Genomic DNA, 21,971 nt, shown 5'->3' on the forward strand with positions numbered 1-21,971 from the left:
CGCGAAATGGCCTATCAACCCCAGGAAATCTTCTTCCGTTCCAATGCCCCCGTCACGGTCGACGAGGACCTCTGCATCGCCCACAAAGGCTGCACCGTGTGCGTCGATGTGTGCCCGATGGACCTGCTGGCGATCAACCCGGCCACGCAGAAGGCCTACATGGCCTTCGACGAATGCTGGTACTGCATGCCGTGCGAAAAGGACTGCCCGACCGGGGCGGTGAGGGTCGAGATTCCTTATCTCCTACGTTGAAACACAATCCAATGTGGGAGCGAGCTTGCTCGCGAAGAGGCCAGCCCAAACAACCAAAAAGCTACCCGGCAACACCGGACGCTTGATTCAGAACACCCCTCGTTTCCCACCACGCCCTGATCGTGGCGGAGACGAACATCCAATAAATGATTCGAGGGGAAATACATATGTTATTGCGTACAGCATTAGCCGGTCTGGTACTGGCTTCATTCACCTTGTCTGCTTCCGCCGAGACCATCCGCATTGCCATCGGCACCCAGGACACCACCATCAACTGCGCCGCCGGCGGTCTGTTGATTCGCGAGCTCGGTTTGCTGGACAAATACCTGCCCCACGATGGCCCCTACAAAGACGCCAAGTACGAGGTGGAGTGGAAGAACTTCACCAGCGGCGCGCCCCTGACCAACGAGATGGTCGCCGGCAAACTCGACTTCGGCGCCATGGCCGATTTCCCCGGTTCGTTCAACGGCGTGGCGTTCGAAACCGCGGGCAAGCACAGCCTGTTTATCAGCGTGCTCTCGGGCAGCATCAAGGGCAGTGGCAACGGCATCGTGGTGCCGAGCGCATCGAGCGTGCAGTCGCTGGCGGAGCTCAAGGGCAAAACCATTTCCGTGCCGTTTGCCTCGACGGCCCATGGCATGTTGCTGCGGGCCGTGGCTGCCCAAGGCTGGGATCCGCTGAAAGACGTGAACATCATCGCTCAGCCGCCGGAAGTCGCCGGCTCTGCGTTGCAGGCCGGGAAGATCGATGCCCACGCCGACTTCGTGCCGTTCGCCGAACTGTTCCCCAGCCGTGGTTTCGCTCGCAAGATCTATGACGGCGCCCAGGCCAATGCGCCGACCTTCCACGGTGCGCTGGTGGATCAGGCCTATGCGAAGAAGTACCCGGAAATCGTCGTGGCTTACCTGCGGGCGAGCATCGAAGCCAATCAGTTGCTCGCAGCAGAACCTGAGAAATACAGCGAGTTGATTGCCAAGGTCACTGGCGTCGATGCCGAGGTCAATCACCTGTTCCACGGTCCGCTGGGTGTGCAAACCCGCGACCTGAGCTGGAAGCCGGAATACCGTCAGGCCGTCGGGACCGCCATTGATACGCTCAAGCTGTTGAAGAAAGCCGATCGTGGGTTGGACCTCAATACCTTCATCGACGACCAATACATCCGCGCCGCGTTCAAGGCCTCGAATCTGGATTACACGGCGCAACTGGCCAACTACGGGCAGACGCCGCTCAAGGCGGTGGATGCGCTGAGCGGCAAAGCCATTACCGACTTCAGTCATGTGGCGGAGATTTGGGTGCGAGGTGAACCGAAGGTTCGGCAGTACGCCTCGGCGGAGTCGGCGTTCACCGCGTTGGCCAGCCTGAAGCAGGAAGGCAAAAACATCCGCGCGGTGTATGCCCAGGCGAGTGACAGCGGGATCAAGTTGCTGGCGGATCAGGCGTGGTTTGCCAGTGATGCGAAGGGGGGGCTGAGTGCGTTTCTGCTGAAGGGGCAGGCTCAACAGTTCGCCACGGCCCAGGGCGGAAAAGTCTTCGACTTCACCGACGCCACCACCCAGGCCGTCGCCAGCCGCTGAGTTGTGAGGTGGACTCAAGAACCACCCCTCACCCTAACCCTCTCCCCAGAGGGGCGAGGGGACTGACCGAGGTGTTTGGGCGATGTACTGCGACCTGCGACCTCGAGTCGAGCTCAGGCTTTGAAAAGCATGGAGATCGGCTCCCTTTCCCCCTCTCCCCACTGGGGAGAGGGTTGGGGTGAGGGGTGGTTCTCCCGTCCTGCACCTGTAGTGGTCAACTAATTCCGGACACCTCGATAGGTGGTTTTGATGCCATCACCCGTTCGTAAACGGTTGGTGGCAAATAGCCTAGTTTCGAGTGCAGCCGTTTGTTGTTGTAAAACCCAACGATGTACTCAGTAATGTCGCGGATTGCTTCGCCGTGGTTTGCGTAGTCACGTCGCCACACTCGCTCCATTTTCAAGCTGAGGAAGAAGCGTTCCATTACCGCGTTATCCCAACAGTTACCTTTGCGGCTCATGCTTTGCTGCATGTCATTTCGCGCCAGCAACGCTCGATAGCTCGCGCTGGCGTATTGGCTGCCACGGTCTGAGTGAGCGATCAGGCCCGGTGGCGGTTGACGTTGCGCGATGGCCAACTGCATTGCGCTACACACCAACTCCGCCGGCATGTTCGGGGCCATGGACCAGCCGACGATTTTACGGGAGTACAAGTCCAACACCACCGCCAGGTATAACCAGCCGCTGCGGGTCCGGATGTAGGTAATGTCAGCCACCCAAGCCTTGTTCGGCGCCACGGGGTCAAACTGACGGTTGAGCACATTTTCGGCAATGGGCAGGTCATGGTTGCTGTCGGTGGTATGGACAAACTTGCGCTTCCAGGCCGAGCGCAGACCGTTGGCACGCATCAATCGGCGGATTTTATAAAGACCCACCACCATGCCCTTGCCACGCAACGCATTGCGTAACGGGCGGCTGCCGAAGCAGCCTCCACTTTCCTCAAACGAAGCCCTGAGCTGAACCGTAACCGGACAAATAGATGCCGGCGCAGCAACACGCTTGCGAGCCTCATAGAAACCGGATCGACTGACGTTGAGTACACGACAGACATGCGCTACGGAGTAAGCCTTCTGTTGCAACTGTTTGACCAGCCGATAAGTCACTTCAGCTCGCGGGCAAAGAAGGCTGTAGCCTTTTTTAAGATGTCATTGTCCATCTTGAGCTGGCGGTTTTCCTGCTCCAGCTGGCGAATACGTTGTTGCTCGGCGGTCAATGGCTTACCGATGCCGGTCTCTCCCAGTATCTCCGCATCGTACTGACGCACCCATCGGCGCACAGCCGTCTCACCAAGATTGAGATCCAGGCAGACCTGCGGAACGGTCACGCCTTGGTCCTTGATCATCTTCACGACTTGTAGCTTGAAGCTCTCGTCGAATGTTCTGCGTTTGTCGGTCATGAAAAACTCCTCGGTAGATGTATTTTCCACCTATCGGGGTGTCTGGGGAAATTAGACCACTGCAACCATCTACAACTGGAACCCGACATGCCCAAATCGCCAACCCGCTGGATCCCCCGAGCAGCCTCCTTACTGCTCTGCCTCCTATTCTGGCAACTCGCCGCCAGTCACCACTGGAACCTCGGCCTGGTCACCTTCGCCAACGTCCCGACGCCGCTGGCGGTCATCCAAGCCGCCCTCGGCCTCGGCGACTCCGGCAAGCTCGCGCAACACCTGAGCAGCAGCCTCAGCCGGGTCTTCGCCGGTTACCTCGCGGCGCTGATCATCGGCATCGCTTTGGGCCTGGCCATCGGTCGCTCGAAATGGGCCGAAGATCTGCTGCTGCCACCGCTGGAAGTCCTGCGCCCAATCCCCGCAGTCGCCTGGATTCCACTGGCGATCCTGATGTTCCCATCGTCAGAGCTGTCGATGGTCTTCATCACCTTCACCGGCGCACTGTTCCCGATTTTGCTCAACACCGTGCACGGCGTTGAAGGCGTCGACCCACGGCTGATCGCCTCGGCGAAAAGCCTCGGGGCAGGGCGCCGGGCGATTCTGCTGGAGGTGATCCTGCCGGGCGCTGCGCCGAGCATCATTACCGGTCTTGCAATCGGCATGGGCACCTCGTGGTTCTGCCTGGTGACCGCCGAAATGATCTCCGGCCAGTACGGCATCGGCTATTACACCTGGGAGTCCTACACCATCCAGAACTACGCCGACATCGTGGTCGGCATGTTGCTGATTGGCCTGCTGGGGATGGGCAGCAGTTGGCTGATCAAACGGCTGGGCGGGTTGTTCACGCCCTGGCATCGACCACGAGGAAAAGCCTGATGAGCATCATGCAAACCCCTGAAGGGCGGATCGACATCCGACAATTGTCCATCGTCCTCGGCGAAGACAAGCAAGCCTTCGAAGCCGTGCAAGGCCTGGATTGCCAGATCGAACCGGGGCAATTCGTGTGCATTCTCGGACCGTCCGGCTGCGGAAAATCGACCTTGCTCGGCGCGCTGGCCGGCCATCTGCAGCCGCGAACCGGCACGCTGAAAGTCGACGGTGCGCAGGTCTTGGGCCCATCGCCGCAACGCGGCATGGTGTTCCAGCACCACACGCTGTTCCCTTGGCGCACCGTGCGCGACAACGTTGCTTTCGGCCTGAAAATGCGCGGCATCGGCAAAGCCGAACGCCACAAAGCTGCCGACGAAATCCTTGCACTGGTGGGCCTCGAAGGGTTTGCCGAACGCTGGCCTGACCAACTCTCCGGTGGCATGCAGCAACGGGTAGAAATCGCCCGGGTGCTGATCAACCGCCCGCGCCTGTTGCTGATGGACGAACCCTTCGGCGCCCTCGATGCCCTGACCCGGTTGAACATGCAGGAGCTGCTGCTGGACATCTGGACACGAATTCGCACCACCGTGGTGTTCGTCACCCATGACATCGATGAAGCGCTGTTCCTCGCCGATCGGCTGCTGGTCATGAGTTCGCGCCCGGGCCGGATCATCGAAGACCTGCGCCTCGATTTCCCACGGCCACGCACCACCGAACTGGTCACCAGCCACGAGTTCTCCCGCTTGAAGCGTCATTGCCTCGAGTTGCTGCGTCACGAAGACGGTCGGCAGTTACCGCGCCTGAACCCTCTCGGACTTCCCCTTGAAAACAAACTGCCGCGATTTGCCCTATGACCTCTCTATTCGATGTAACCGATAACGACGACATTCTCGCCCTGCAACCGCGCCTGACCGATGACGACCCCGTCGTGCGCCGGATAGCGCTGATCGAACTGGCCGATCTTGAAGAACCGGACGGTCTGCTTTGGCTGGTCAATCGACTGGCTGAAGACCCGACCGAAGAAGTCCGCGCCGAGGCCGCTCGATTGCTCGAAGCCTGGGAGGACACACCTGTGGTCGAAGCGCTGTGCCGGGCGCTGACCGATCCGTCCCAAGCCGTGCAAGCTGCCGCCGCGCAAAGCCTCAGCCTGCTCAAGACCGAGGCGGCGGGCAGGGTGATTCTGCCGTGGACCGGGCATGCCGACATTAACGTGCGCATCGCCGCTTTCCGTGCCTTGCGCGAGTTGCGCTTTGCCGATGCCACCGCTGCCGCGTTAGGGGCATTGACCGACGAAGACGCCAGTGTCCGCCGCGAAGCCGTCGGCGTACTCGGCTGGCTCAAGCAGCTCGATGCCTTGCCGGCGCTTGCTCGATTGGCCAGTCACGACCCGGACACCGAAGTCCGCCGCGCCGCCACCGGTGCCCTTGGCCTGGCCTCCGACGCCCACGTGCTGCCGGCGCTGCGCCACGCCTTGCAGGATGCAGCCTGGCAAGTCCGCGAAGAAGCCGCGACCACGCTGGGCAAGGTCGGGCACGTCGACGCCGGCCCGGCCTTGGTCGAAGCCTTGAGTGACGATTACTGGCAAGTGCGCCTGCGCGCCACCCGCAGCCTCGGCCGTTTGCGTTACGTCCCGGCCCTCGATGCGTTGATCGAAACCCTCGGCCATCGCATCAGCAACCTGCGCAAGGAAGCCGCCCTGGCGCTCGGAGAGTTGAATGATCGAGGCGCCATCGCACCCTTGCAGGCCGCGCAGGACGACGGTGATCCGGAAGTGCGCAAAGCCGTGCGCATTGCTTTGAGTCAGCTGCAATGAACCCGGTGGCGATTGGCAATTCCCAGAGCAAACAACAGCTGCGGTTGAACTGGCCGGACGGCCGCGAACAGTTGCTGGACCACGCTGAATTGCGCCGCCAATGCCCGTGCTCGCAATGCCGGGCGTTTCGTCTGCAGGGGCTGACGGTGAACGTAGATGAGCGTATCCGTGTCGTCGAACTCAATTCCCAGGGCTACGGCCTGCAACTGATCTTCAGCGACGGCCACGAGCGCGGAATCTACCCCTGGTCCTATCTCTCCGGACTGACTTAGACCCTGTAGGAGCGAGGCTTGCCCGCGAAAGCGATTTACCTGACACACCGCCTTCGCGGGCAAGTCGGATCGCCGCACCGCTCGCTCCACAGGGTCAATGGCTGTCAGAAGGATTTGCTGATACTCGCCACCACCGTGGCGCTGCAGACATCGTCGAAGCCCCAGTTGCTGGCGCACTGGCTTTTCGACAGATCGGTGTCGATGTAACTCAAGCCCAGCATCACACCGGCCAGGTCGTGGGACAGTTTGACTTCCCATTCGCGGTACGAGTCTTCGGCATGGCCCGACATCGAGTACAGGTGCGGATCCTTGAAATCCATGTTGCCGTATCGCAGTTTCAGGCCTGTGTCGTAAGGCAACTCGGTTTCATAGCCAACGTAGCTGTAGAGCGAACTCTGTTTGCTGTCGATGCCAGGCGCATCTGCGGAGTAATAGGCCGCCAGCTTCACGCCGTAAACGTTGAGGATTGCGTAGGTCTCGCCCTGGTTGAACTGACTTTCCTTTGGGTAGGCGTATTTGAGATAGCCGACGTCCAGGCTGACGGCGTCGGTGGCTTGCCAGAGCCAACCGGCGTAGTAGTCGATTTCCTGCCGGGTTTTCAGGCCGCCGCCGAAGTCGACGTTCGAACTCCATGCGCCCAGGTATAAGCCTGTGCTGTGGGCCAGGGTCACGCCGGCTTGTACGGCGGGGTCGTTCTGGGTTTGCGAGATGCCGCGGGTGCGGTAGTCGCTGGCCAGGGTCAGGTCGACCAGCACCGCGAAATCCTCATTCAAGGGGAGGGCCTGGCTGCTCAAGGGCAGCAAACTCAAGGAGCCGAGGGCGAACAGGGTGAAAGCTTTCATGGGGTGCGTCCCGTTATTGTGATTGTTATGGGCTTTTTTTGGGCAAGGCTTGCCGAACCCCGGCGATGAGCGCGGGGCGGGCAGTGGTTTCAGGTGATTGTTCTTAGAGAGTCGGTGCGTAAACTTCGCGCCCGGCGAACCAGGTTTGTAGTACTTGGGTGTCGTGCAGGGCTTTGTTGTCGACGCTGAACACGTCACGGTCCAGCACGATGAAGTCGGCTTGCTTGCCGGGGCTCAACGAACCGATTTGCTTCTCTAACCCGATGGTGCGGGCGGCGTTCAGGGTGTAGGCGTAAAACATCGTTTCGCGGTCGATGCGTTCATCGGCATTCAGCACACCCAGCGGACCTTCGCGGGTGATGGCCTGGGCCATGGCGTTCCATGGATTCGGAGAAGACACCGCCCAGTCACTGGCGCCAGCAATGGTCGCGCCCTGCTTGAGCAGCGAATGTGCCGGGTACTGATAACGGAAGGCGAGCGCGCTGACGTAAGGCTTGATCATGTCCAGCGTGTATTCGTCGGCCGAGGCCCACAGCAGTTGCATCGAGGCAATCACATTGAGCGGTTTGAACCGCGCAAACTCTTTTGGATTGACCATTTGCAAGTGAGTGATCGAGTGCGTCACGCCGCTTTGACGATCCTTGCGCGCCTGGGCAATGCCGTTCAGTGATTCACGCACCGCCCGGTCGCCGATGGCGTGGATGTGCACCAGCCAACCGCGTTGATCGATTGCGCTGACCAGTTCGCCGAAATGCTTCGGATCGATCAGCAGTTCGCCCTGTTTGCGGGAGTTGTTGTACGGATCGATCATTGCCGCACTCTGCGCCGGGTACTCGATCACGCCGTCGGCGAAGATCTTGATACCGGGCAAGGTCAGGTTGGGGATGCCCTGGAATTGCTGGCGGACCTTGTCCAGCGTGTCGAGATCGGCCGGGACGCTTTTCGGATTGGCCACCAGCAGCGCGGCGACATGGGCGCTCAGGCCACCCGTTTCGGCTAGCGCTTTGTACACTGGCAGCACGCCGACGGTTTTCTCCGTGGGCTTGAGCGCAAACACGGGTTCGCCGGGTGCGGCGTTGGCAGCGGGGTCCATCCAGGCGGTGATGCCGAGACTGTTGTTGTAACGCACCGCGGTTTGCGCGGCCTTCAGCATGTCGGCGGCGCTCGGCACCGGCATTTTTGACGCGACGCGATCCCAACCGGCGTCGACCAGGAACCCGTTGGGACTGCCATCGACGCGCTTGCCGACGGTGTCTTTTTCGGCGTCCGGCAGGTTTTTCAGCAGCGCCGCATCAATGCCGGCGCGCTTGAGCATGACGTCGTTGGCCCACGCAGTGTGGTGGTCGCTGCCGGTGAACACCACGGGCACTTCGGCCCATTCCCCTGTGTTGAAGGTCTTGCCGAAGGCCTCGGCCTGAGCCCAGTAAGCGGAACTCATGCCGGCCACGCTCAGCACATCACCATGTTTCGCTTTGCCATCGTCACGCCATGCGCGCAGGCGTTTTTCCAGCTCAAAGAGGTCGACCACCTCGTCTTCCATGTTGGCCGAGGCCATTTCCAGACCGCCGAAAATCGCGTGGGAATGGCTGTCGATCAGGCCGGGCATCAGGGTCTTGCCGCCCAGATCGATGACTTTGGTTCCCGACTCGATCAAGGCCTTGATCTGCGCATCGCTGCCGACCTGCAACACTTTGCCGTCCTGCACCGCCAACGCCTGAACCTTGGGTTGGCTGCGGTCGGCGGTGAAAATCTTGCCGTTCAGCAACACCAGATCAGTCGCAGCCATGGCTTCCAACGAGGCAAAACTCACTGCCACCATCAATAGATTCGGGATGAATCTTTTCATTGAATGTTTCCTTGTTATTGCGTCTGATGGCCAGATTAGTGGCTTGTCACGGCAAGCAGAACGCCTCACTTACGAAAAACGTTTTTGCCTGAATGGAAAAAGAATGGACAAGCTGGGTGCATTGAAAATGTTCGTGGTTACGGCGCAATTGGGCAGTTTCAGCCGCGCCGCCGAGCAACTGGGCAAGACGCCTTCGGCCCTGACCAAAGCGGTCAATCACCTGGAAGCCGAGCTCGGCGCCCGGCTGTTCGAGCGCAGTACCCGACGGATTCTGCTGACGGAAGTGGGGCGGCTCTACCTGGAAACCGCGCGTCAGGTATTGCAACGGTTGGAGGAGGCCGGCGAGGAAATCGAGCAAATGCAGCATGGCTTGCGCGGCAGTCTGAAAATCACTGCGCCGCTGGCCTATGGGCAGGCCTTTCTCGACCAGGTGTGTGGCGGTTTTCTGGAGCAATACCCGCAGATCAATCTACAAGTGGACCTGTGCGATGAGTTCGTCAATCTGCTGGAAAGTGGCTACGACCTGGCGTTGCGCGAAGGTCATGACGACTTGCCGGGGTTGATCGCCCGCGTCGTCGGCAGTAACCGTCTGGCGTTGTGCGGCAGCCCGGCTTATCTGGCGCGCAAGGGGCTGCCGGTGACTGCGCAAACCCTCGATGACCATGAATGGTTGCTGTATCGCCATCCGTTGCTCAGCCGCGAATTCTGGTGGGCCGAGCGCGACGGCCAGCGTTTGAGCCTGCCGCAACCGCAGGCGCCGCGTTTGCGCAGCGACAATTACGACCTGCTGCTGGCCAACGCGCTGGCGGGGCGCGGGTTGCTGCACACGCCGCTGTGGAGTGCCGCGCCGTATCTGGCCGACGGTCGACTGGTGCGGGTGATGGCCGACTACGACATCGATCCGGACAGCTTCGGCGCGCACATTCTGGCGGTGTACCCGAGCCATCGACGGGCGACCGCCAAAGTGGTGGCTTTCATCGATTACATCGCAGGTTTTCTGGCGTCTCGTGGCTTGAGCTGACTGGCGGTCCTTGTCAGGAAAAAGGCAAAAGAGTACAAATGTACTCCATGACGACTTTAACTCCCCGCCGTACCGCCATCCTGACTTTTATCCGCGATCGAATCGCCGAGCACGGTCAGTCCCCGAGCCTCGCTGAAATCAGCGAGGCGTTCGGTTTCGCCTCCCGCAGCGTGGCGCGCAAGCATGTGCTGGCGCTGACCGAGGCCGGTTTCATCGAGGTCAATGCGCATCAGGCCCGGGGCATTCGTTTGCTCGGGCAACCGGCGCGGCCCGAGTTGCTGGACATTCCGGTACTCGGTCGGGTGGCGGCGGGTGCGCCGATCGGTGCCGATGCCGAGGTTCACAGCCGCTTGCTGCTCGACCCGTCGATCTTCTCGCGGGTGCCGGATTACATGCTGCGGGTCCAGGGCGACTCGATGATCGAGGACGGCATTCTCGACGGCGATCTGGTCGGCGTGCACCGCAATCCCGAGGCGGTCAACGGCCAGATCGTCGTCGCGCGACTCGACGGCGAAGTCACCATCAAACGTTTCGAGCGAGTCGGCGACGTTGTCCGATTGCTGCCGCGCAACCCGGCCTATAAGCCGATCATCGTCGACGCCGATCAGGACCTGGCCATCGAAGGGGTGTTCTGCGGTCTGGTGAGGCAAGGGTGATGGGCGCCGTCGTTGCGCTGGATACGCTGTTCAATGGCGGCCAGGTCTGGAAGGGCCGACCTGCGCCACCGGCCGTCAGCCCCCAACCCACCGGGCATGCCGCGCTGGATGCGGCGTTGCCTACTGGCGGTTGGCCGGAAGCGGCGCTGACCGAAATCCTTTTGGCCGGGCAGGGCGTCGGTGAATTGCAACTGGTGTGGCCGGCGCTGGCGCGGTTGTCGGCCGCTGGCGAGCGCATCGTGTTGGTGGCGCCGCCTTACGTGCCGTACCCCCAGGCCTGGCAGAACGCCGGGGTCGATCTGCGCCAGTTGTCGATCATCCAGGCGAGCGAGCGCGATGCGCTGTGGGCGGCCGAACAATGCCTGCGTTCGGGCAGTTGCGGTGCGGTGCTGTGCTGGCCGCACAAGGCTGATGATCGAGCGTTGCGCCGCTTGCAGGTGGCCGCGGAAACCGGCCAGACCCTGGCGTTCGCCTATCGCTCGATCAATGAAGCCATCAACCCTTCGCCAGCCGCTTTGCGCATTGCCATCGACGCCAAGCCTGCGCAATTGCGAGTGCTCAAGTGCCGGGGCGGGTTGGCGCGCTCGGCGCCAATTGCCTTTCCCGTGGGGCATTGAGGTTGCCATGCGCTGGGTCTGCATTCTTTTCCCGCAATTGGCGTTGGACGCGGTACTGCGTCAGCGCTCCGATCCCGATGCGCCGCTGGCGCTGCTGACCGGCCCGGCCCAGCGTCGGGTGTTGCAGGCGGTCAACGGTTCGGCGCGAGCGCTGGGATTGCGTCCCGGCCAGTCGATGACCGCCGCGCAGGCGCTAAGCAAAGGATTTGCCACGGCCGAATACGACGCCGCCGAGATCGAACACTGGCAGCAGTTTCTGGCTGCATGGGCCTACCGCTTCAGCGCTCAGGTCAGCGTGCATTACCCGCGTGCGGTGGTGTTTGAAATCGAGTCCAGCCTGGGATTGTTCGGCGCCTGGCCGCAATTCGAGGCGCGGTTACGGACCGAGCTCGGCGAACTGGGGTTTCGCCATCGGATTGTTGCCGCGCCCAACCCGGTGGCCGCGCGGGTACTGGCCAACGCGTATGACGGTCTGGTGGTGCCCGACGATCAAGCCTTGCACCATCATCTTGGGCAGTTGCCCATCGACCGGATCGGGCTGGAGACCAGCGTCGCCACAGCGTTGTCGCGCATGGGGCTGCGAACCTTGAGTCAGGTTCAGGCGTTGCCTCGCCATAGTCTGGCCCGGCGTTTCGAGGCCCAGGTGCTCAAGCATCTGGACACCTTGCTTGGGTTACGGCGGCTGGCGCTGACGTTCTACCTGCCGCCGGACCGCTTCGATGTGCGCATCGAGCTCAACTTCGATGTGCAGTCCCATCAGGCGCTGCTGTTTCCGTTACGCCGATTGACCGGTGACCTGTCGACGTTTCTTTGCGGGCGGGACAGCGGCGTGCAGCGTTTCGACCTGCACCTGGAGCATGCCGGGTTGCCGGACACCCTCATCAAGGTCGGCCTGCTCAGCGCCGAACGTGATCCAGCGATGCTCTTTGAACTGGCCCGAGGCCGGTTGGAGCATGTCCAGGTCGAGGCCCCGGTGCGCGGTTTTCGTCTGCGCGCCGAAGACTTGCCGGCCTTCGTTCCCCAGTATCAGGAGCTGTTCGACGACCGCCCGCAGCAGTCCTTGCCCTGGGAGCAACTGCGCGAACGCTTGCGCGCGCGGTTGGGGGATGACGCGGTGCAGGGATTGCGGTTCCAGGCCGATCACCGGCCGGAATGCGCGTGGCAGGCCAGTGTCGACAGTCAGCGTTGTGGCGGGCTGCCTGCCGTGCAACGACCGGGCTGGCTGCTGACTGAACCGCTGGCGGTGCACCAAGGTTCGACGCGCATCCTAATGGGGCCGGAACGCATCGAGTCCGGGTGGTGGGACGGTGACGATGTGCGCCGCGATTACTTCCTGATCGAAACCCGCTCTGGCCAGCAGGGCTGGGCCTATCGTGCGGTCGGTGAGGACGGCCGGTTGTGGCTGCAGGGGTGGTTCGCATGAGCATCGATTACGCCGAACTGCACTGCCTGTCGAACTTCAGTTTCCAGCGCGGTGCTTCCAGTACCCTCGAACTCTTTCAGCGGGCGAAAAAACAGGGCTATCAGGCCTTGGCAATCACCGATGAATGCACCCTGGCCGGTATCGTCCGCGCCTGGCAAGCGGCCAAATCCGTGGCGCTGCCGCTGATCATTGGCAGCGAAGTGCGGATCGAGAACGGCCCGAAACTGGTGCTGCTGGTGGAAAACCTCGAGGGTTACCAAACCCTGTGCCGACTGATTACCCGAGCCCGACGCCGAGCGCAGAAAGGCCAGTATCAAGTGCTGCGGGAAGACTTCAGCGAACCCCTGCCGGGGCTGTTGGCGTTGTGGGTGCCGGACGCTGTCGATGACGTTGAACAGGGTCACTGGCTGAAGCAGACCTTCGCCGAACGCCTGTGGCTGGCCGTCCAGCTACATCGCGGCCAGGACGATACCCGACGGCTGGCTGCGCTGCTGACCCTGGCGGGCGAACTGCGAATCCCGGCAGTGGCCAGCGGCGATGTGCACATGCACGCTCGCGGCCGACGCGCCTTGCAGGACACCATGACCGCGATCCGTCATCACGTGCCGGTGGCGGAGGCCGGGTTGCGTCTTCATCCCAATGGCGAGCGGCATGTGCGCAGTCTCGATGCGCTGCAATCGATCTATCCGCAAGCATTGCTCGACGAAACGCTGAACATCGCCCGACGCTGCACCTTCGACCTCGGTCAGTTGCGTTATCAATATCCCCGGGAGTTGGTACCGCAAGGCCAGACAGCCACGTCCTGGCTGCGGCATCTGACCGAAGAGGGCATCGCGTGGCGCTGGTCAAAAGGCCCGCAGACCAAGGTGCTGACGCAGATCGACAAGGAACTGGAGCTGATCGCCGAGCTGGGCTACGAAAGCTATTTCCTGACGGTTCACGACATTGTGCGATTCGCCCGTGAGCAAAAAATCCTGTGTCAGGGCCGTGGTTCGGCGGCCAACTCGGCGGTGTGTTTTGCCTTGGGCATCACGGAAATCGATCCGGATCGCACCACGCTGTTGTTCGAGCGCTTCCTCTCCAGGGAACGCAACGAGCCGCCGGACATCGACGTCGATTTCGAGCATGAGCGTCGCGAAGAAGTCTTGCAGTACGTGTTCCAGCGTTATGGCCGAGCCCGCGCGGCGCTGACGGCAGTGGTCAGCACGTATCATGCGGCCGGCGCGGTGCGTGATGTGGCCAAGGCCTTGGGGTTGCCGCCGGATCAGATCAACGCCCTGGCCGATTGCTGTGGCCACTGGAGTGATGCAACACCGCCCGTGGAACGCCTGCTTGAAGGCGGGTTCGATCCCGAGAGCCCGGTACTGCGCCGGGTGCTGAGCCTGACGGGGCAACTGATCGGTTTCCCCCGACACCTGTCCCAGCACCCCGGCGGTTTCGTGATTTCCGAGCAGCCTCTGGACAGCCTGGTCCCGGTGGAAAACGCCGCCATGGCCGAGCGCACCATCATCCAGTGGGACAAGGATGATCTGGATGCGGTCGGGCTGCTCAAGGTGGATATCCTGGCCCTCGGCATGCTCAGTGCGATCCGTCGTTGTTTCGATCTGTTGCGTCGCCATCGCCATCGGGACCTGAGCCTGGCGACGATCCCGTCCGAAGACTCGCAAACCTACGACATGATCGGTCGTGCCGACACCATCGGCGTGTTTCAGATCGAGTCCCGGGCGCAGATGTCGATGCTGCCGAGGCTCAAACCCCGGACCTTCTATGACCTGGTGATCGAGGTGGCGATCGTCCGTCCGGGGCCGATTCAGGGCGGGATGGTGCATCCGTACCTGCGACGCCGAAACAAGGAAGAACCCGAGGTCTATCCGTCCCCGGCACTGGAAGTCGTGCTCAAGCGTACGCTGGGCGTGCCGCTGTTCCAGGAACAGGTGATGCAGATTGCGATTGTCGCCGCCGACTACAGCCCAGGCGAGGCCGATCAGTTGCGCCGCTCCATGGCCGCCTGGAAACGCCACGGTGGGCTCGAACCGCACAAGGATCGCTTGGCCGCCGGGATGAAGAAAAACGGCTACACGGCAGAATTTGCCGCGCAGATTTTCGAGCAAATCAAAGGCTTCGGCAGCTACGGTTTTCCCGAGTCACACGCCGCCAGTTTCGCCTTGCTGACTTACGCCAGTTGCTGGTTGAAATGCCACGAGCCGGCGGCCTTCGCCTGTGCGCTGATCAACAGCTGGCCCATGGGGTTTTACAGCCCGGACCAGATTCTGCAGGACGCGCGCCGGCATCATTTGCAGATTCGCCCGGTGGACGTGCGTGCCAGTGACTGGGATTGGAGCCTGGAACCGATCACCGGTGCCCAGCCGGCGATTCGCATGGGGTTGCGGATGATCAAGGGCTTTCGCGAGGACGATGCCCGGCGCATCGAAACGGCGAGGTCGAAGGGGGCGTTTATCGACATCGCCGACCTCGGCGAGCGGGCACGACTCGATGCCCGCGCCCAGGAGCAACTGGCCGATGCCGGTGCGCTGCGTGGACTGGCGGGCGACCGTCATCGGGCGCGCTGGGAAGTGGCGGGTGTACAGAAGCAGCTCGGCTTGTTTGCCAGTCTGCCGAGTCAGGAGGAGGGCGCGGTGTCGTTGCCCAAACCCACCGTGGGCGAGGACCTGCTAGCCGATTACAACAGTGTCGGCACCACCCTCGGTCCGCATCCGCTGGCGTTGCTGCGCGGTGAATTGCAAGCCCGCCGCTGCCGCAGCTCGAAAGAACTGCTGGATGTCGAGCATGGAAGACCGGTCAGCGTCGCCGGGCTGGTGACCGGTCGGCAACGTCCAGGTACCGCCAGTGGCGTGACCTTTGTCACCCTTGAAGATGAGTTCGGCAATGTCAACGTGGTGGTCTGGCGCGACCTGGCCGACCGGCAGCGCCAGGTATTGGTCGGCTCGCAGTTGCTCAAGGTTGATGGGCGCTGGGAAAAGGAAGGCGAGGTGCGGCATTTGATTGCCGGACGGTTGAGCGACCTGAGTCCATTGCTCGACGGCATCAGTGTGCGCAGCCGGGATTTTCGTTGACCGTGGGAACGATCACGCCCTCATTTACCCAAAGGCCAAAACCGCTCCCCACCCCCCGGCGCATCCGTCCACGCCTGCAACGACCGTGTCGGTAAGTCAAAATAATCCCGAGTACGCGCATACCCATGCCCACCCATCCGCCCAATCGCATCCAGCCCCAGCTGATCGATATACAGGGTTTTCGGGTCGATCAATTCATCCCGCACATGCGCCATCAGCACTTCTCCAAAAATAATCTCCCGCGACTGCCCGATGGACAGCGCCATCATCCGCCTGCACTCCAGAGCCACCGGTGCTTCGCCGATTCGTGGGCATTTGACCGTGGTGCCGGGAATCGCGGTAAGGCCGGCGGCGGTCAGTTCGTCGAAGCCGGGAGCGAACGGCACGGCGCAGACGTTCATGGCTTCCACCAGGGCATCGCTGACGATGTTTACGGTGAATTCCTGGTTGAGCTGGATATTGCGAGTGGTGTCCTTGGGGCTTTGGTCTCCGTAGTTTTCCACGCCTAGCGCGAGGATCGGCGGGTCGGCCGAGAGGGCGTTGAAGAAGCTGAAGGGCGCGGCGTTGATCCGACCTTCACCGTCGATGGTGGTGACCAGGGCAATCGGCCGTGGCACCACGCTGCCGATCAGAATCTTGTACTTGTCTCGCGGACTCAATTGGCTGAAGTCGAAGCTTTGCATGGGCAGAACTCTCTAAAGAAGTGGATCAATCGCGCTCAGCGGCGCGTGTGCGCTGTAGTCGTCAGCGAACGGGATGGCCGGTTTGAACAGGCCTTTCCAGTCCGGTTGGCCGAAGGCCCGGTCGCTGTGGCTGCGCATCAGTTTTTCGAATTGTTGTTGGGCCTGGCGTTGCAGGGCGGGGTAGTCGACGCCTTGAACCTGACCGTTTTGCATGACGCAGCGGCCGTCGATGTAGCTGGCGATGCAATCGTCACCGCGCCCGGCCAGCACCAGGTTTTTCAGTGGTTCGAACAGTGGCCCCAGGTGCAGACCGCGAAGGTTGAACACCGTGATGTCAGCCTTGGCGCCCGGCGCCAAACGGCCGAGATCATCTCGACCCAAGGCTTTGGCGCCACCGAGGGTGGCGGCGTTGTACAGGTCCAGCGTGGAGGTGAGCGAGTTGCCGCCCTCCATCAATCGCGCGATGTTCAGACCCTGGCGCATGTTCTCCAGCAGGTCCGCCGGCCAGGTGTCGGTGCCCAAGGCGAAATTGATGCCCTTGGCCCGATAGCGACCGAAAGAGTTCAGCGCCTCGCCGTCACGGGCAAACACCACTGGGCAATGCACCAGACTCGCGCCGCCATCCACAACGCGTTGCAGATCGTCATCACCAGAGGTGTAGATGCCGTGGGGCAACAGACTGCGCGGGGTCAACAGGTCCAGTTGCTGCAACCAGGTCAGGGGCGATACGCCGCGCAGTTGCTCGACCATCGCCACTTCACCGAGCCCTTGGCAGCAATGCAAACGCATCGGCGCGTTCAGTTCCCGACTCAACGCAGCGGTGCGTTGCAGCAGGGCCGGGGTGCAGGTCTGGATGCGGTCCGGCAGTAGCGCGCCGCGAATCAAACCCTCGTGAGCACCGTCGAAATCATGGAAAAACTGAACAGCCGCGTCGAGCCCGGTCATTCCTCGCGCTTCATCCCAGTGATGCCCGAGGGTTCCATCGGCGCGCCAGTAACTCATGCCGCTCATGTAGCAGGGACCGAGGTAAGTTCGCAGCCCCAACTCGGCAGCGACACCGGCCACCGCAGAAAACTCGTCGTAAGTCTCGGCCCACTCGCGGTAGTACATCGAGGTGATCGGCATGGCGGTGGTGATGCCGTTGCGGATCAACTGAGTGAAGGCATAGCGGTACTTGAAGACTTCTTCATCCGCGGTGTAACTCTCCCGCGGACCGCTCGCCAGATAGTCCTCGGACCACATCCGACCCATGTCGCGTTCATCGCCGTTGTCCAGCGTCAGCACCGTCGAATCAAGATCTCCGAGCGCATCCAGATCGATAAAGCCCGGACCGATCAACGCGTTGCCGTAATCAATCCACTGATCCACCGGGCCCGGATAATCACGTCCGACAAACACGATGTGCGAACCTTCGAACACCACTTCGCCGTCGCGCCACAGCACATGCTGTGTACCGTCGAACCCGACCACGCAGCTGGCTTTCAAAGCAATCCGTTTCACAAGCGACTGTCCAGCAGTTGGCCGCCGGAAGCGATCAGCTCGCCGCCGCGATAAACCTGCCGCACCGGCCGCGACACCACGGCCTCGCCCAGCGTCTGCACCGGCATCAGCAAAAAGTCCGCCGGCTGGCCGATCTCCACCCCATACCCTTCACAACCCAACGCCCGAGCGCCATTTACCGTCGCCGCTTCGAACGCCGCCGCCAGTTCATCGTCCTTGTTCAAGTCGAAACGAAAGGCCAGCAGCATCGCCCGTTCCAGCATGTCGCCGTTACCCATGGGCGACCAGGCATCGCGAATGCCGTCCGAACCCAGACAGACATTCACCCCGGCCTCGCGCAGGGCGAGGAACGGCGGCACCGCACAATCGGCCGGCGCCGAGCTCATCAACGAGATGTTCAGCGCCGCCAGACGCTCGGCCACCGGTTTAACCTGGCTCCACGGCAACATCCCAAGGCAGTAGGCGTGGCTGATCATCACCCGACCCTGACGCCCGAAACGTTCGGTGTAGTCGGCGATCAGTGCGATCTGCCACAGGCCCAGTTCTCCCTTGTCGTGCAGGTGAATGTCGACGCCACGCTCGAATTCGCTGGCCAGCTTAAAGACGAAGTCGAGCTGCGCGATCGGGTCGTTATCGATGCCGCACGGGTCGAGGCCGCCGACATTTTCCACGCCCAGGACCATGGCTTCGCGCATCAGTTCGGCGGTGCCGGGGCGGCTGATCAGGCCGGTTTGCGGGAAGACCACCAGTTGCAGGTCGATCAGGTCGCGGTAACTTTCGCGCAGTTGCTGAATGGCCTCGACGTGGCGCAGGCCGAATTCCGGGTCGATGTCGACGTGACAACGCATCGTCAGCGAGCCACGGGCGATGCAGTTTTCCAGCAGGACGCCGGCGCGTTGGGCAATCGGCGCCTGGACTTCACGCAGCACACGGCGCTCGTTGGCGATGTAATCCTTGAGCGTCGGCCCGGCGCTGTTCGGGCGCCAGGGTTGACCCCAGAGGGTTTTGTCGAGGTGGACGTGGCTTTCAACCAGGGCAGGGGTGAGGAGCTGGTTTAGGCCGTCGATGTCGGTGGCGGCCAACGGTGCGCTGGACGCCGGGCGTCGATCTTTGAACAGGCCGTTGTCCAGAAGCAGGTCTTCGGCAGCGCGACCGTAGGGCCGCACGTTGCGCAGCCAGCGGGGTTGGGTCATGGCAAACCTCAAAATTTGGTGGTGTATTGGCGGGCCTCATCGCGAGCAAGCTCGCTCCCACAGGGTATTGGGTTGTCCACACATTCCATGTTCAACACAAAACCACTGTGGGAGCGAGCTTGCTCGCGATGGCCGCGACGCGGTTTCAAGCCAGGCAATCAACCCTTGAGCTTCGACCAGATCCGGTCCTGCAGCTCGCGCGCCTTGTTGCTGCACTCTTTTTCCGGGCGCAGGCGCGAGGCGAACTCGTCGGGCATGTTGATGGCGTCCATGACCCGCCATTTGGCGTCGATCAACTTGTCGCTCTGGATGCCGTTGGCGTAGGCGATGGCGTTGGACACGGCGGCAGCGTTTTCCGGTTTCATCATCCAGTCGATGAAGGTCTTCGCGTTGCCAGGGTGCGGGGCGCTTTTCGGCACGGCGAAGTTGTCCTGGAACATGGCCAGGCCTTCGCGCGGGTACACGTACTTGATGGTGCTTTTTTGCAACGTGGCCCGGGCGGTAGAGCCGTTCCAGTTCTGCATCATGATCACCTCACCGGAAGCCATGCGGTCGACGGTGTTGTCCGAGCTGTACATCTTCAAGTGCGGTTTCTGTTTTTGCAGCAGTTCCAGAATGCGCTTGGCGTCCTGCGGGTTTTCGCTGCATTCGTCGACGTTCAGGTAATGACTGGCCGCGTTGATCACACTGCTGGAGGTGTCGAGGGCGGCGAGTTGGCCTTTGAGTTCCTTGCGCGGTTCGAAGAATTCTTTCCACGAATCGTCCAGCCTGCCGCCGGGCACCCGCGCACTGTCATAGGAAAACCCGGTGGTGCCCCACAGGTACGGTGCGGAGAATTTGCGGCCCGGGTCGAAACTCGGGTCGCGGAACGCCGGTTTGACGTACTGGAAGTTGGGCAGGGACGCCGCGTCGATTTCCAGCAGCAGGTCCTGGTTGATCAACGTGCGCATGATCGACTGCGACGGCACGATCACGTCGTACGCCGCGCCACCGGCCTGTAACTTGGCCAGCAAGGTTTCATTGCTGTCGTAGCCGTCCATGGTGACCTTGATCCCGGTCTCCTTTTCGAACTTGGCCAGCAGTTCCACCGGGTAGTAGTCGGTCCAGTTGTAGAAGAACAATTGCTTGGGCTCGGCGGCCTGTGCGGTGAAAACGGTGAAGCAACTGAGGGCCAGACCGGCGACGCCGTAACGCATGCTTTTCAGTTTCATAGGCTTTCTATTCATAACAGCAGGCTCCAGACTCATTGGTTTTTGCCGCGCTGTCCCAGCCAGAAGGCCAGCACCACCAGCACGATGGAAATCACCAGCATCAGGGTCGAGATCGCGTTGATCTCCGGCGTGACACCGGACTTGATCGCCGAGAAGATGTACACCGGTAACGTTGTCGAACCGGGGCCGGCGACGAAGAAGGTCATGATGAAATCGTCGAGGCTGACCACGAACGCCAACACCGACCCGGACAATACCGCCGGCCACAGCAGTGGCAAGGTGACCCGGCGAAACACCTGCCACGGGTTGGCGTACAAATCGTTCGCCGCCTCCAGCAAGCTCTTGTCCAGGTCATTGAGCCGCGCGCGGATCGGCAGGTACGCGAAGGGAATGCAGAAGCCGATGTGCGCGACAATCACCGTCAGCAAACCGAGCTTGATCCCCAGCGCCATGAACAGCAGCAGGGTGGCCACGGCGGTGACGATCTCCGGCAGGATCAGTGGCAGGTTGATCCCGCCCTCGACCATCTTCTGTCCGTAAAACGGCCGATAGGTCGCCAGCGCTGCGAGCAACGCAATGGCCGTGGCGCAGACCGTGGCGATGCTGGCGACGATGATCGAATTCAACGCGGCGGTCTGGATCGACGGGTTCGCCAGAATCCGTCCGTACCAGGCGAAGGAGAACTCGGTCCACACCGTTGCCGAGCGGTTGGCGTTGAAGCTGTAGGCGATCAGCACAAAGATCGGCACGTACAGGTAGGCCAGGATCAACAGGCTGAATTCACGGGTCAGTGGCAGTTTTTTCAGGTGCAGGGCGATCATGCGGTGGCTCCCCGACGCAGGTTCTTGGCGGCCTTGCGGCTATAGAGGGCGTAAAGCACCAGGGACAGCAGCAGAATCCCCAGCAGCAGGAACGACAACGAACTGCCCAGCGGCCAGTTGCGCGCGGTGCCGAACTGTTGCTGGATCAGGTTGCCGATCATCAGCGTCTTGCCTCCGCCGAGAATCGCCGGGGTGATGAAGGCGCCGAGGCTCGGCACGAACACCAGCAGCGCACCGGCAATCACGCCGGGCATCGACAGCGGCAGAATGATCCGCCGCAACGCGTGCCAGCGGTTGGCGCCAAGGTCGTAAGCGGCTTCCACCAGACGCCAGTCGAGTTTTTCCAGGGTCGAGTAGATCGGCAGAATCATGAACGGCAAGAAGCTGTAGACCAGCCCGACGCTGACGGCGAAGTCGTTGTAGAGCAGGGTGATGCCGCCCGCCTGCGGGAACAGCGCGTTGAGGCTCTGAGCAACCCAGCCGTGCTCGCGCAGGATGATCAGCCACGCGTAGTTGCGGATCAGCAGGTTGGTCCAGAACGGAATGGTGATCAGCAAGACCATGAGGTTGCGTCGACGCGGTGTCAGGCTTGACATCCACAACGCCACCGGGAAACCGAAAAGGAAGCACAACAACGTCGTGCCACCGGCCTGGAACACCGAACGCAACAATGCCTGGGCGTAGACCCAGTTCAGCTCCAGTTCGCCGTCGAAACCTTCCTGAAAAAACAGCTGCACGTAGCTTTGCAATTGCCAGTCGGCCTGCCAGTCGACGCCACCGTAAACGTTGCGGGGCAGCAGGCTGATGTAGCCCATGATGCCGAGCGGAATGGCAATCAGCGCCAGCAAAGTCAAAACCACCGGGCTGAGCAACAGCGCACGGTTAAGGGCGGGAGAAGTGCTGCTGACGCTCAT

The 21,971-nt window shown here is 61.7% G+C and carries 20 protein-coding genes; 11 read left to right on the forward strand and 9 right to left on the reverse strand.

What is annotated here, in order from left to right:
* The first annotated feature begins 6 nt into the window (after positions 1-6).
* Both ACYZT7_RS13485 and ACYZT7_RS13490 read left to right on the forward strand, forming a co-directional pair.
* Positions 7-252 (forward strand): 4Fe-4S dicluster domain-containing protein, encoded by a 246-nt coding sequence (locus ACYZT7_RS13485; protein WP_462041393.1) that lies wholly within the window; start codon positions 7-9, stop codon positions 250-252.
* A 167-nt stretch (positions 253-419) separates the two neighbouring features.
* The gene (locus tag ACYZT7_RS13490; RefSeq protein ID WP_462041394.1) at positions 420-1,826 is read left to right on the forward strand and encodes an ABC transporter substrate-binding protein; all 1,407 of its coding nucleotides are present in this window, start codon (positions 420-422) and stop codon (positions 1,824-1,826) included.
* Positions 1,827-2,040: 214 nt separating this feature from the next.
* Here the strand turns inward: ACYZT7_RS13490 and ACYZT7_RS13495 are convergent.
* Positions 2,041-3,221, reverse strand: a protein-coding gene (locus ACYZT7_RS13495; protein ID WP_462037539.1) for an IS3 family transposase whose coding sequence is annotated in 2 segments (ribosomal slippage) — positions 2,041-2,957 and positions 2,957-3,221 — 1,182 coding nt in all. Because the reading frame shifts where the segments join, the coding sequence is not laid out codon by codon here.
* Positions 3,222-3,308: 87 nt separating this feature from the next.
* Here ACYZT7_RS13495 and ACYZT7_RS13500 point away from each other — a divergent pair.
* Genes ACYZT7_RS13500 through ACYZT7_RS13515 form a run of 4 tightly spaced genes read left to right on the forward strand, consistent with a single transcriptional unit; the run spans position 3,309 to position 6,170 of the window.
* Positions 3,309-4,091: an ABC transporter permease gene (locus ACYZT7_RS13500; RefSeq protein WP_462041395.1), complete on the forward strand. Its 783-nt coding sequence runs from the start codon at positions 3,309-3,311 to the stop codon at positions 4,089-4,091.
* Positions 4,091-4,939: an ABC transporter ATP-binding protein gene (locus ACYZT7_RS13505; RefSeq protein ID WP_462041396.1), complete on the forward strand. Its 849-nt coding sequence runs from the start codon at positions 4,091-4,093 to the stop codon at positions 4,937-4,939. Before ACYZT7_RS13500 ends, ACYZT7_RS13505 begins: the two co-directional genes overlap by 1 nt.
* The gene (locus ACYZT7_RS13510; RefSeq protein ID WP_462041397.1) at positions 4,936-5,898 is read left to right on the forward strand and encodes a HEAT repeat domain-containing protein; all 963 of its coding nucleotides are present in this window, start codon (positions 4,936-4,938) and stop codon (positions 5,896-5,898) included. The genes ACYZT7_RS13505 and ACYZT7_RS13510 overlap by 4 nt, the downstream gene beginning before the upstream one ends.
* A complete protein-coding gene (locus ACYZT7_RS13515; RefSeq protein ID WP_462041398.1) occupies positions 5,895-6,170 on the forward strand; it encodes a DUF971 domain-containing protein in 276 nt (91 codons plus the stop codon). Before ACYZT7_RS13510 ends, ACYZT7_RS13515 begins: the two co-directional genes overlap by 4 nt.
* A 104-nt stretch (positions 6,171-6,274) precedes the next feature.
* Here ACYZT7_RS13515 and ACYZT7_RS13520 read toward each other — a convergent pair whose 3' ends face one another.
* On the reverse strand, positions 6,275-7,012 hold the full coding sequence (locus tag ACYZT7_RS13520; RefSeq protein ID WP_462041399.1) for a TorF family putative porin: 738 nt from the start codon (positions 7,010-7,012) through the stop codon (positions 6,275-6,277).
* A 103-nt stretch (positions 7,013-7,115) separates the two neighbouring features.
* Complete coding sequence (locus ACYZT7_RS13525; protein WP_462041400.1) at positions 7,116-8,858, reverse strand: amidohydrolase; 1,743 nt, start codon at positions 8,856-8,858, stop codon at positions 7,116-7,118.
* A gap of 103 nt (positions 8,859-8,961) precedes the next feature.
* Here ACYZT7_RS13525 and ACYZT7_RS13530 point away from each other — a divergent pair, with 103 nt between their 5' ends.
* The 5 genes from ACYZT7_RS13530 to ACYZT7_RS13550 are packed head-to-tail and all read left to right on the forward strand — an operon-like array spanning position 8,962 to position 15,649.
* The gene (locus tag ACYZT7_RS13530; RefSeq protein ID WP_462041401.1) at positions 8,962-9,879 is read left to right on the forward strand and encodes a LysR family transcriptional regulator; all 918 of its coding nucleotides are present in this window, start codon (positions 8,962-8,964) and stop codon (positions 9,877-9,879) included.
* 38 nt (positions 9,880-9,917) lie between these two features.
* Positions 9,918-10,535 (forward strand): transcriptional repressor LexA, encoded by a 618-nt coding sequence (gene lexA / locus ACYZT7_RS13535; RefSeq protein WP_282375996.1) that lies wholly within the window; start codon positions 9,918-9,920, stop codon positions 10,533-10,535.
* Positions 10,535-11,152: a translesion DNA synthesis-associated protein ImuA gene (gene imuA, locus ACYZT7_RS13540; RefSeq protein WP_462041402.1), complete on the forward strand. Its 618-nt coding sequence runs from the start codon at positions 10,535-10,537 to the stop codon at positions 11,150-11,152. The genes lexA and imuA overlap by 1 nt, the downstream gene beginning before the upstream one ends.
* Before the next feature lie 7 nt (positions 11,153-11,159).
* The gene (locus ACYZT7_RS13545; protein WP_462041403.1) at positions 11,160-12,575 is read left to right on the forward strand and encodes a Y-family DNA polymerase; all 1,416 of its coding nucleotides are present in this window, start codon (positions 11,160-11,162) and stop codon (positions 12,573-12,575) included.
* Entirely contained in the window at positions 12,551-15,649 is a 3,099-nt protein-coding gene (locus ACYZT7_RS13550; protein WP_462041404.1) for an error-prone DNA polymerase, read from the forward strand. The genes ACYZT7_RS13545 and ACYZT7_RS13550 overlap by 25 nt, the downstream gene beginning before the upstream one ends.
* A 20-nt stretch (positions 15,650-15,669) precedes the next feature.
* On the opposite strand, the gene ACYZT7_RS13555 is transcribed toward ACYZT7_RS13550, so the two are convergent.
* The 6 genes from ACYZT7_RS13555 to ACYZT7_RS13580 all read right to left on the reverse strand — a co-directional run bounded on the left by ACYZT7_RS13555 (position 15,670) and on the right by ACYZT7_RS13580 (position 21,971).
* Positions 15,670-16,332 carry a flavin reductase family protein gene (locus ACYZT7_RS13555; RefSeq protein ID WP_282375993.1) on the reverse strand — a complete coding sequence of 221 codons (663 nt, stop codon included), beginning with the start codon at positions 16,330-16,332 and terminating at the stop codon, positions 15,670-15,672.
* A gap of 12 nt (positions 16,333-16,344) precedes the next feature.
* Positions 16,345-17,832, reverse strand: a complete 1,488-nt coding sequence (locus tag ACYZT7_RS13560; protein WP_462041405.1) for an amidohydrolase family protein — start codon at positions 17,830-17,832, stop codon at positions 16,345-16,347.
* Positions 17,829-19,025, reverse strand: a complete 1,197-nt coding sequence (locus ACYZT7_RS13565; protein WP_462041406.1) for an amidohydrolase family protein — start codon at positions 19,023-19,025, stop codon at positions 17,829-17,831. The genes ACYZT7_RS13560 and ACYZT7_RS13565 overlap by 4 nt, the downstream gene beginning before the upstream one ends.
* 158 nt (positions 19,026-19,183) lie before the next feature.
* Positions 19,184-20,236, reverse strand: coding sequence for an extracellular solute-binding protein (locus tag ACYZT7_RS13570; RefSeq protein ID WP_462041788.1), 1,053 nt, complete (start codon positions 20,234-20,236; stop codon positions 19,184-19,186).
* Positions 20,237-20,268: 32 nt separating this feature from the next.
* On the reverse strand, positions 20,269-21,057 hold the full coding sequence (locus ACYZT7_RS13575; RefSeq protein WP_461964514.1) for an ABC transporter permease: 789 nt from the start codon (positions 21,055-21,057) through the stop codon (positions 20,269-20,271).
* Entirely contained in the window at positions 21,054-21,971 is a 918-nt protein-coding gene (locus ACYZT7_RS13580; protein WP_449643531.1) for an ABC transporter permease, read from the reverse strand. Before ACYZT7_RS13580 ends, ACYZT7_RS13575 begins: the two co-directional genes overlap by 4 nt.

This window comes from Pseudomonas sp. RT4P38 (genome assembly GCF_054897765.1).

Excerpts from the sequence above, each read along its gene's own strand:
- ACYZT7_RS13485 (WP_462041393.1), top strand. The coding sequence starts at position 7 with ATGGCCTATCAACCCCAGGAAATCTTCTTCCGTTCCAATGCCCCCGTC.
- ACYZT7_RS13490 (WP_462041394.1), top strand. The coding sequence starts at position 420 with ATGTTATTGCGTACAGCATTAGCCGGTCTGGTACTGGCTTCATTCACC.
- ACYZT7_RS13500 (WP_462041395.1), top strand. The coding sequence starts at position 3,309 with ATGCCCAAATCGCCAACCCGCTGGATCCCCCGAGCAGCCTCCTTACTG.
- ACYZT7_RS13505 (WP_462041396.1), top strand. The coding sequence starts at position 4,091 with ATGAGCATCATGCAAACCCCTGAAGGGCGGATCGACATCCGACAATTG.
- ACYZT7_RS13510 (WP_462041397.1), top strand. The coding sequence starts at position 4,936 with ATGACCTCTCTATTCGATGTAACCGATAACGACGACATTCTCGCCCTG.
- ACYZT7_RS13515 (WP_462041398.1), top strand. The coding sequence starts at position 5,895 with ATGAACCCGGTGGCGATTGGCAATTCCCAGAGCAAACAACAGCTGCGG.
- ACYZT7_RS13520 (WP_462041399.1), bottom strand. The coding sequence starts at position 7,012 with ATGAAAGCTTTCACCCTGTTCGCCCTCGGCTCCTTGAGTTTGCTGCCC.
- ACYZT7_RS13525 (WP_462041400.1), bottom strand. The coding sequence starts at position 8,858 with ATGAAAAGATTCATCCCGAATCTATTGATGGTGGCAGTGAGTTTTGCC.
- ACYZT7_RS13530 (WP_462041401.1), top strand. The coding sequence starts at position 8,962 with ATGGACAAGCTGGGTGCATTGAAAATGTTCGTGGTTACGGCGCAATTG.
- lexA (WP_282375996.1), top strand. The coding sequence starts at position 9,918 with ATGTACTCCATGACGACTTTAACTCCCCGCCGTACCGCCATCCTGACT.
- imuA (WP_462041402.1), top strand. The coding sequence starts at position 10,535 with ATGGGCGCCGTCGTTGCGCTGGATACGCTGTTCAATGGCGGCCAGGTC.
- ACYZT7_RS13545 (WP_462041403.1), top strand. The coding sequence starts at position 11,160 with ATGCGCTGGGTCTGCATTCTTTTCCCGCAATTGGCGTTGGACGCGGTA.
- ACYZT7_RS13555 (WP_282375993.1), bottom strand. The coding sequence starts at position 16,332 with ATGCAAAGCTTCGACTTCAGCCAATTGAGTCCGCGAGACAAGTACAAG.
- ACYZT7_RS13565 (WP_462041406.1), bottom strand. The coding sequence starts at position 19,025 with ATGACCCAACCCCGCTGGCTGCGCAACGTGCGGCCCTACGGTCGCGCT.
- ACYZT7_RS13570 (WP_462041788.1), bottom strand. The coding sequence starts at position 20,236 with ATGAAACTGAAAAGCATGCGTTACGGCGTCGCCGGTCTGGCCCTCAGT.
- ACYZT7_RS13575 (WP_461964514.1), bottom strand. The coding sequence starts at position 21,057 with ATGATCGCCCTGCACCTGAAAAAACTGCCACTGACCCGTGAATTCAGC.
- ACYZT7_RS13580 (WP_449643531.1), bottom strand. The coding sequence starts at position 21,971 with ATGAGCGTCAGCAGCACTTCTCCCGCCCTTAACCGTGCGCTGTTGCTC.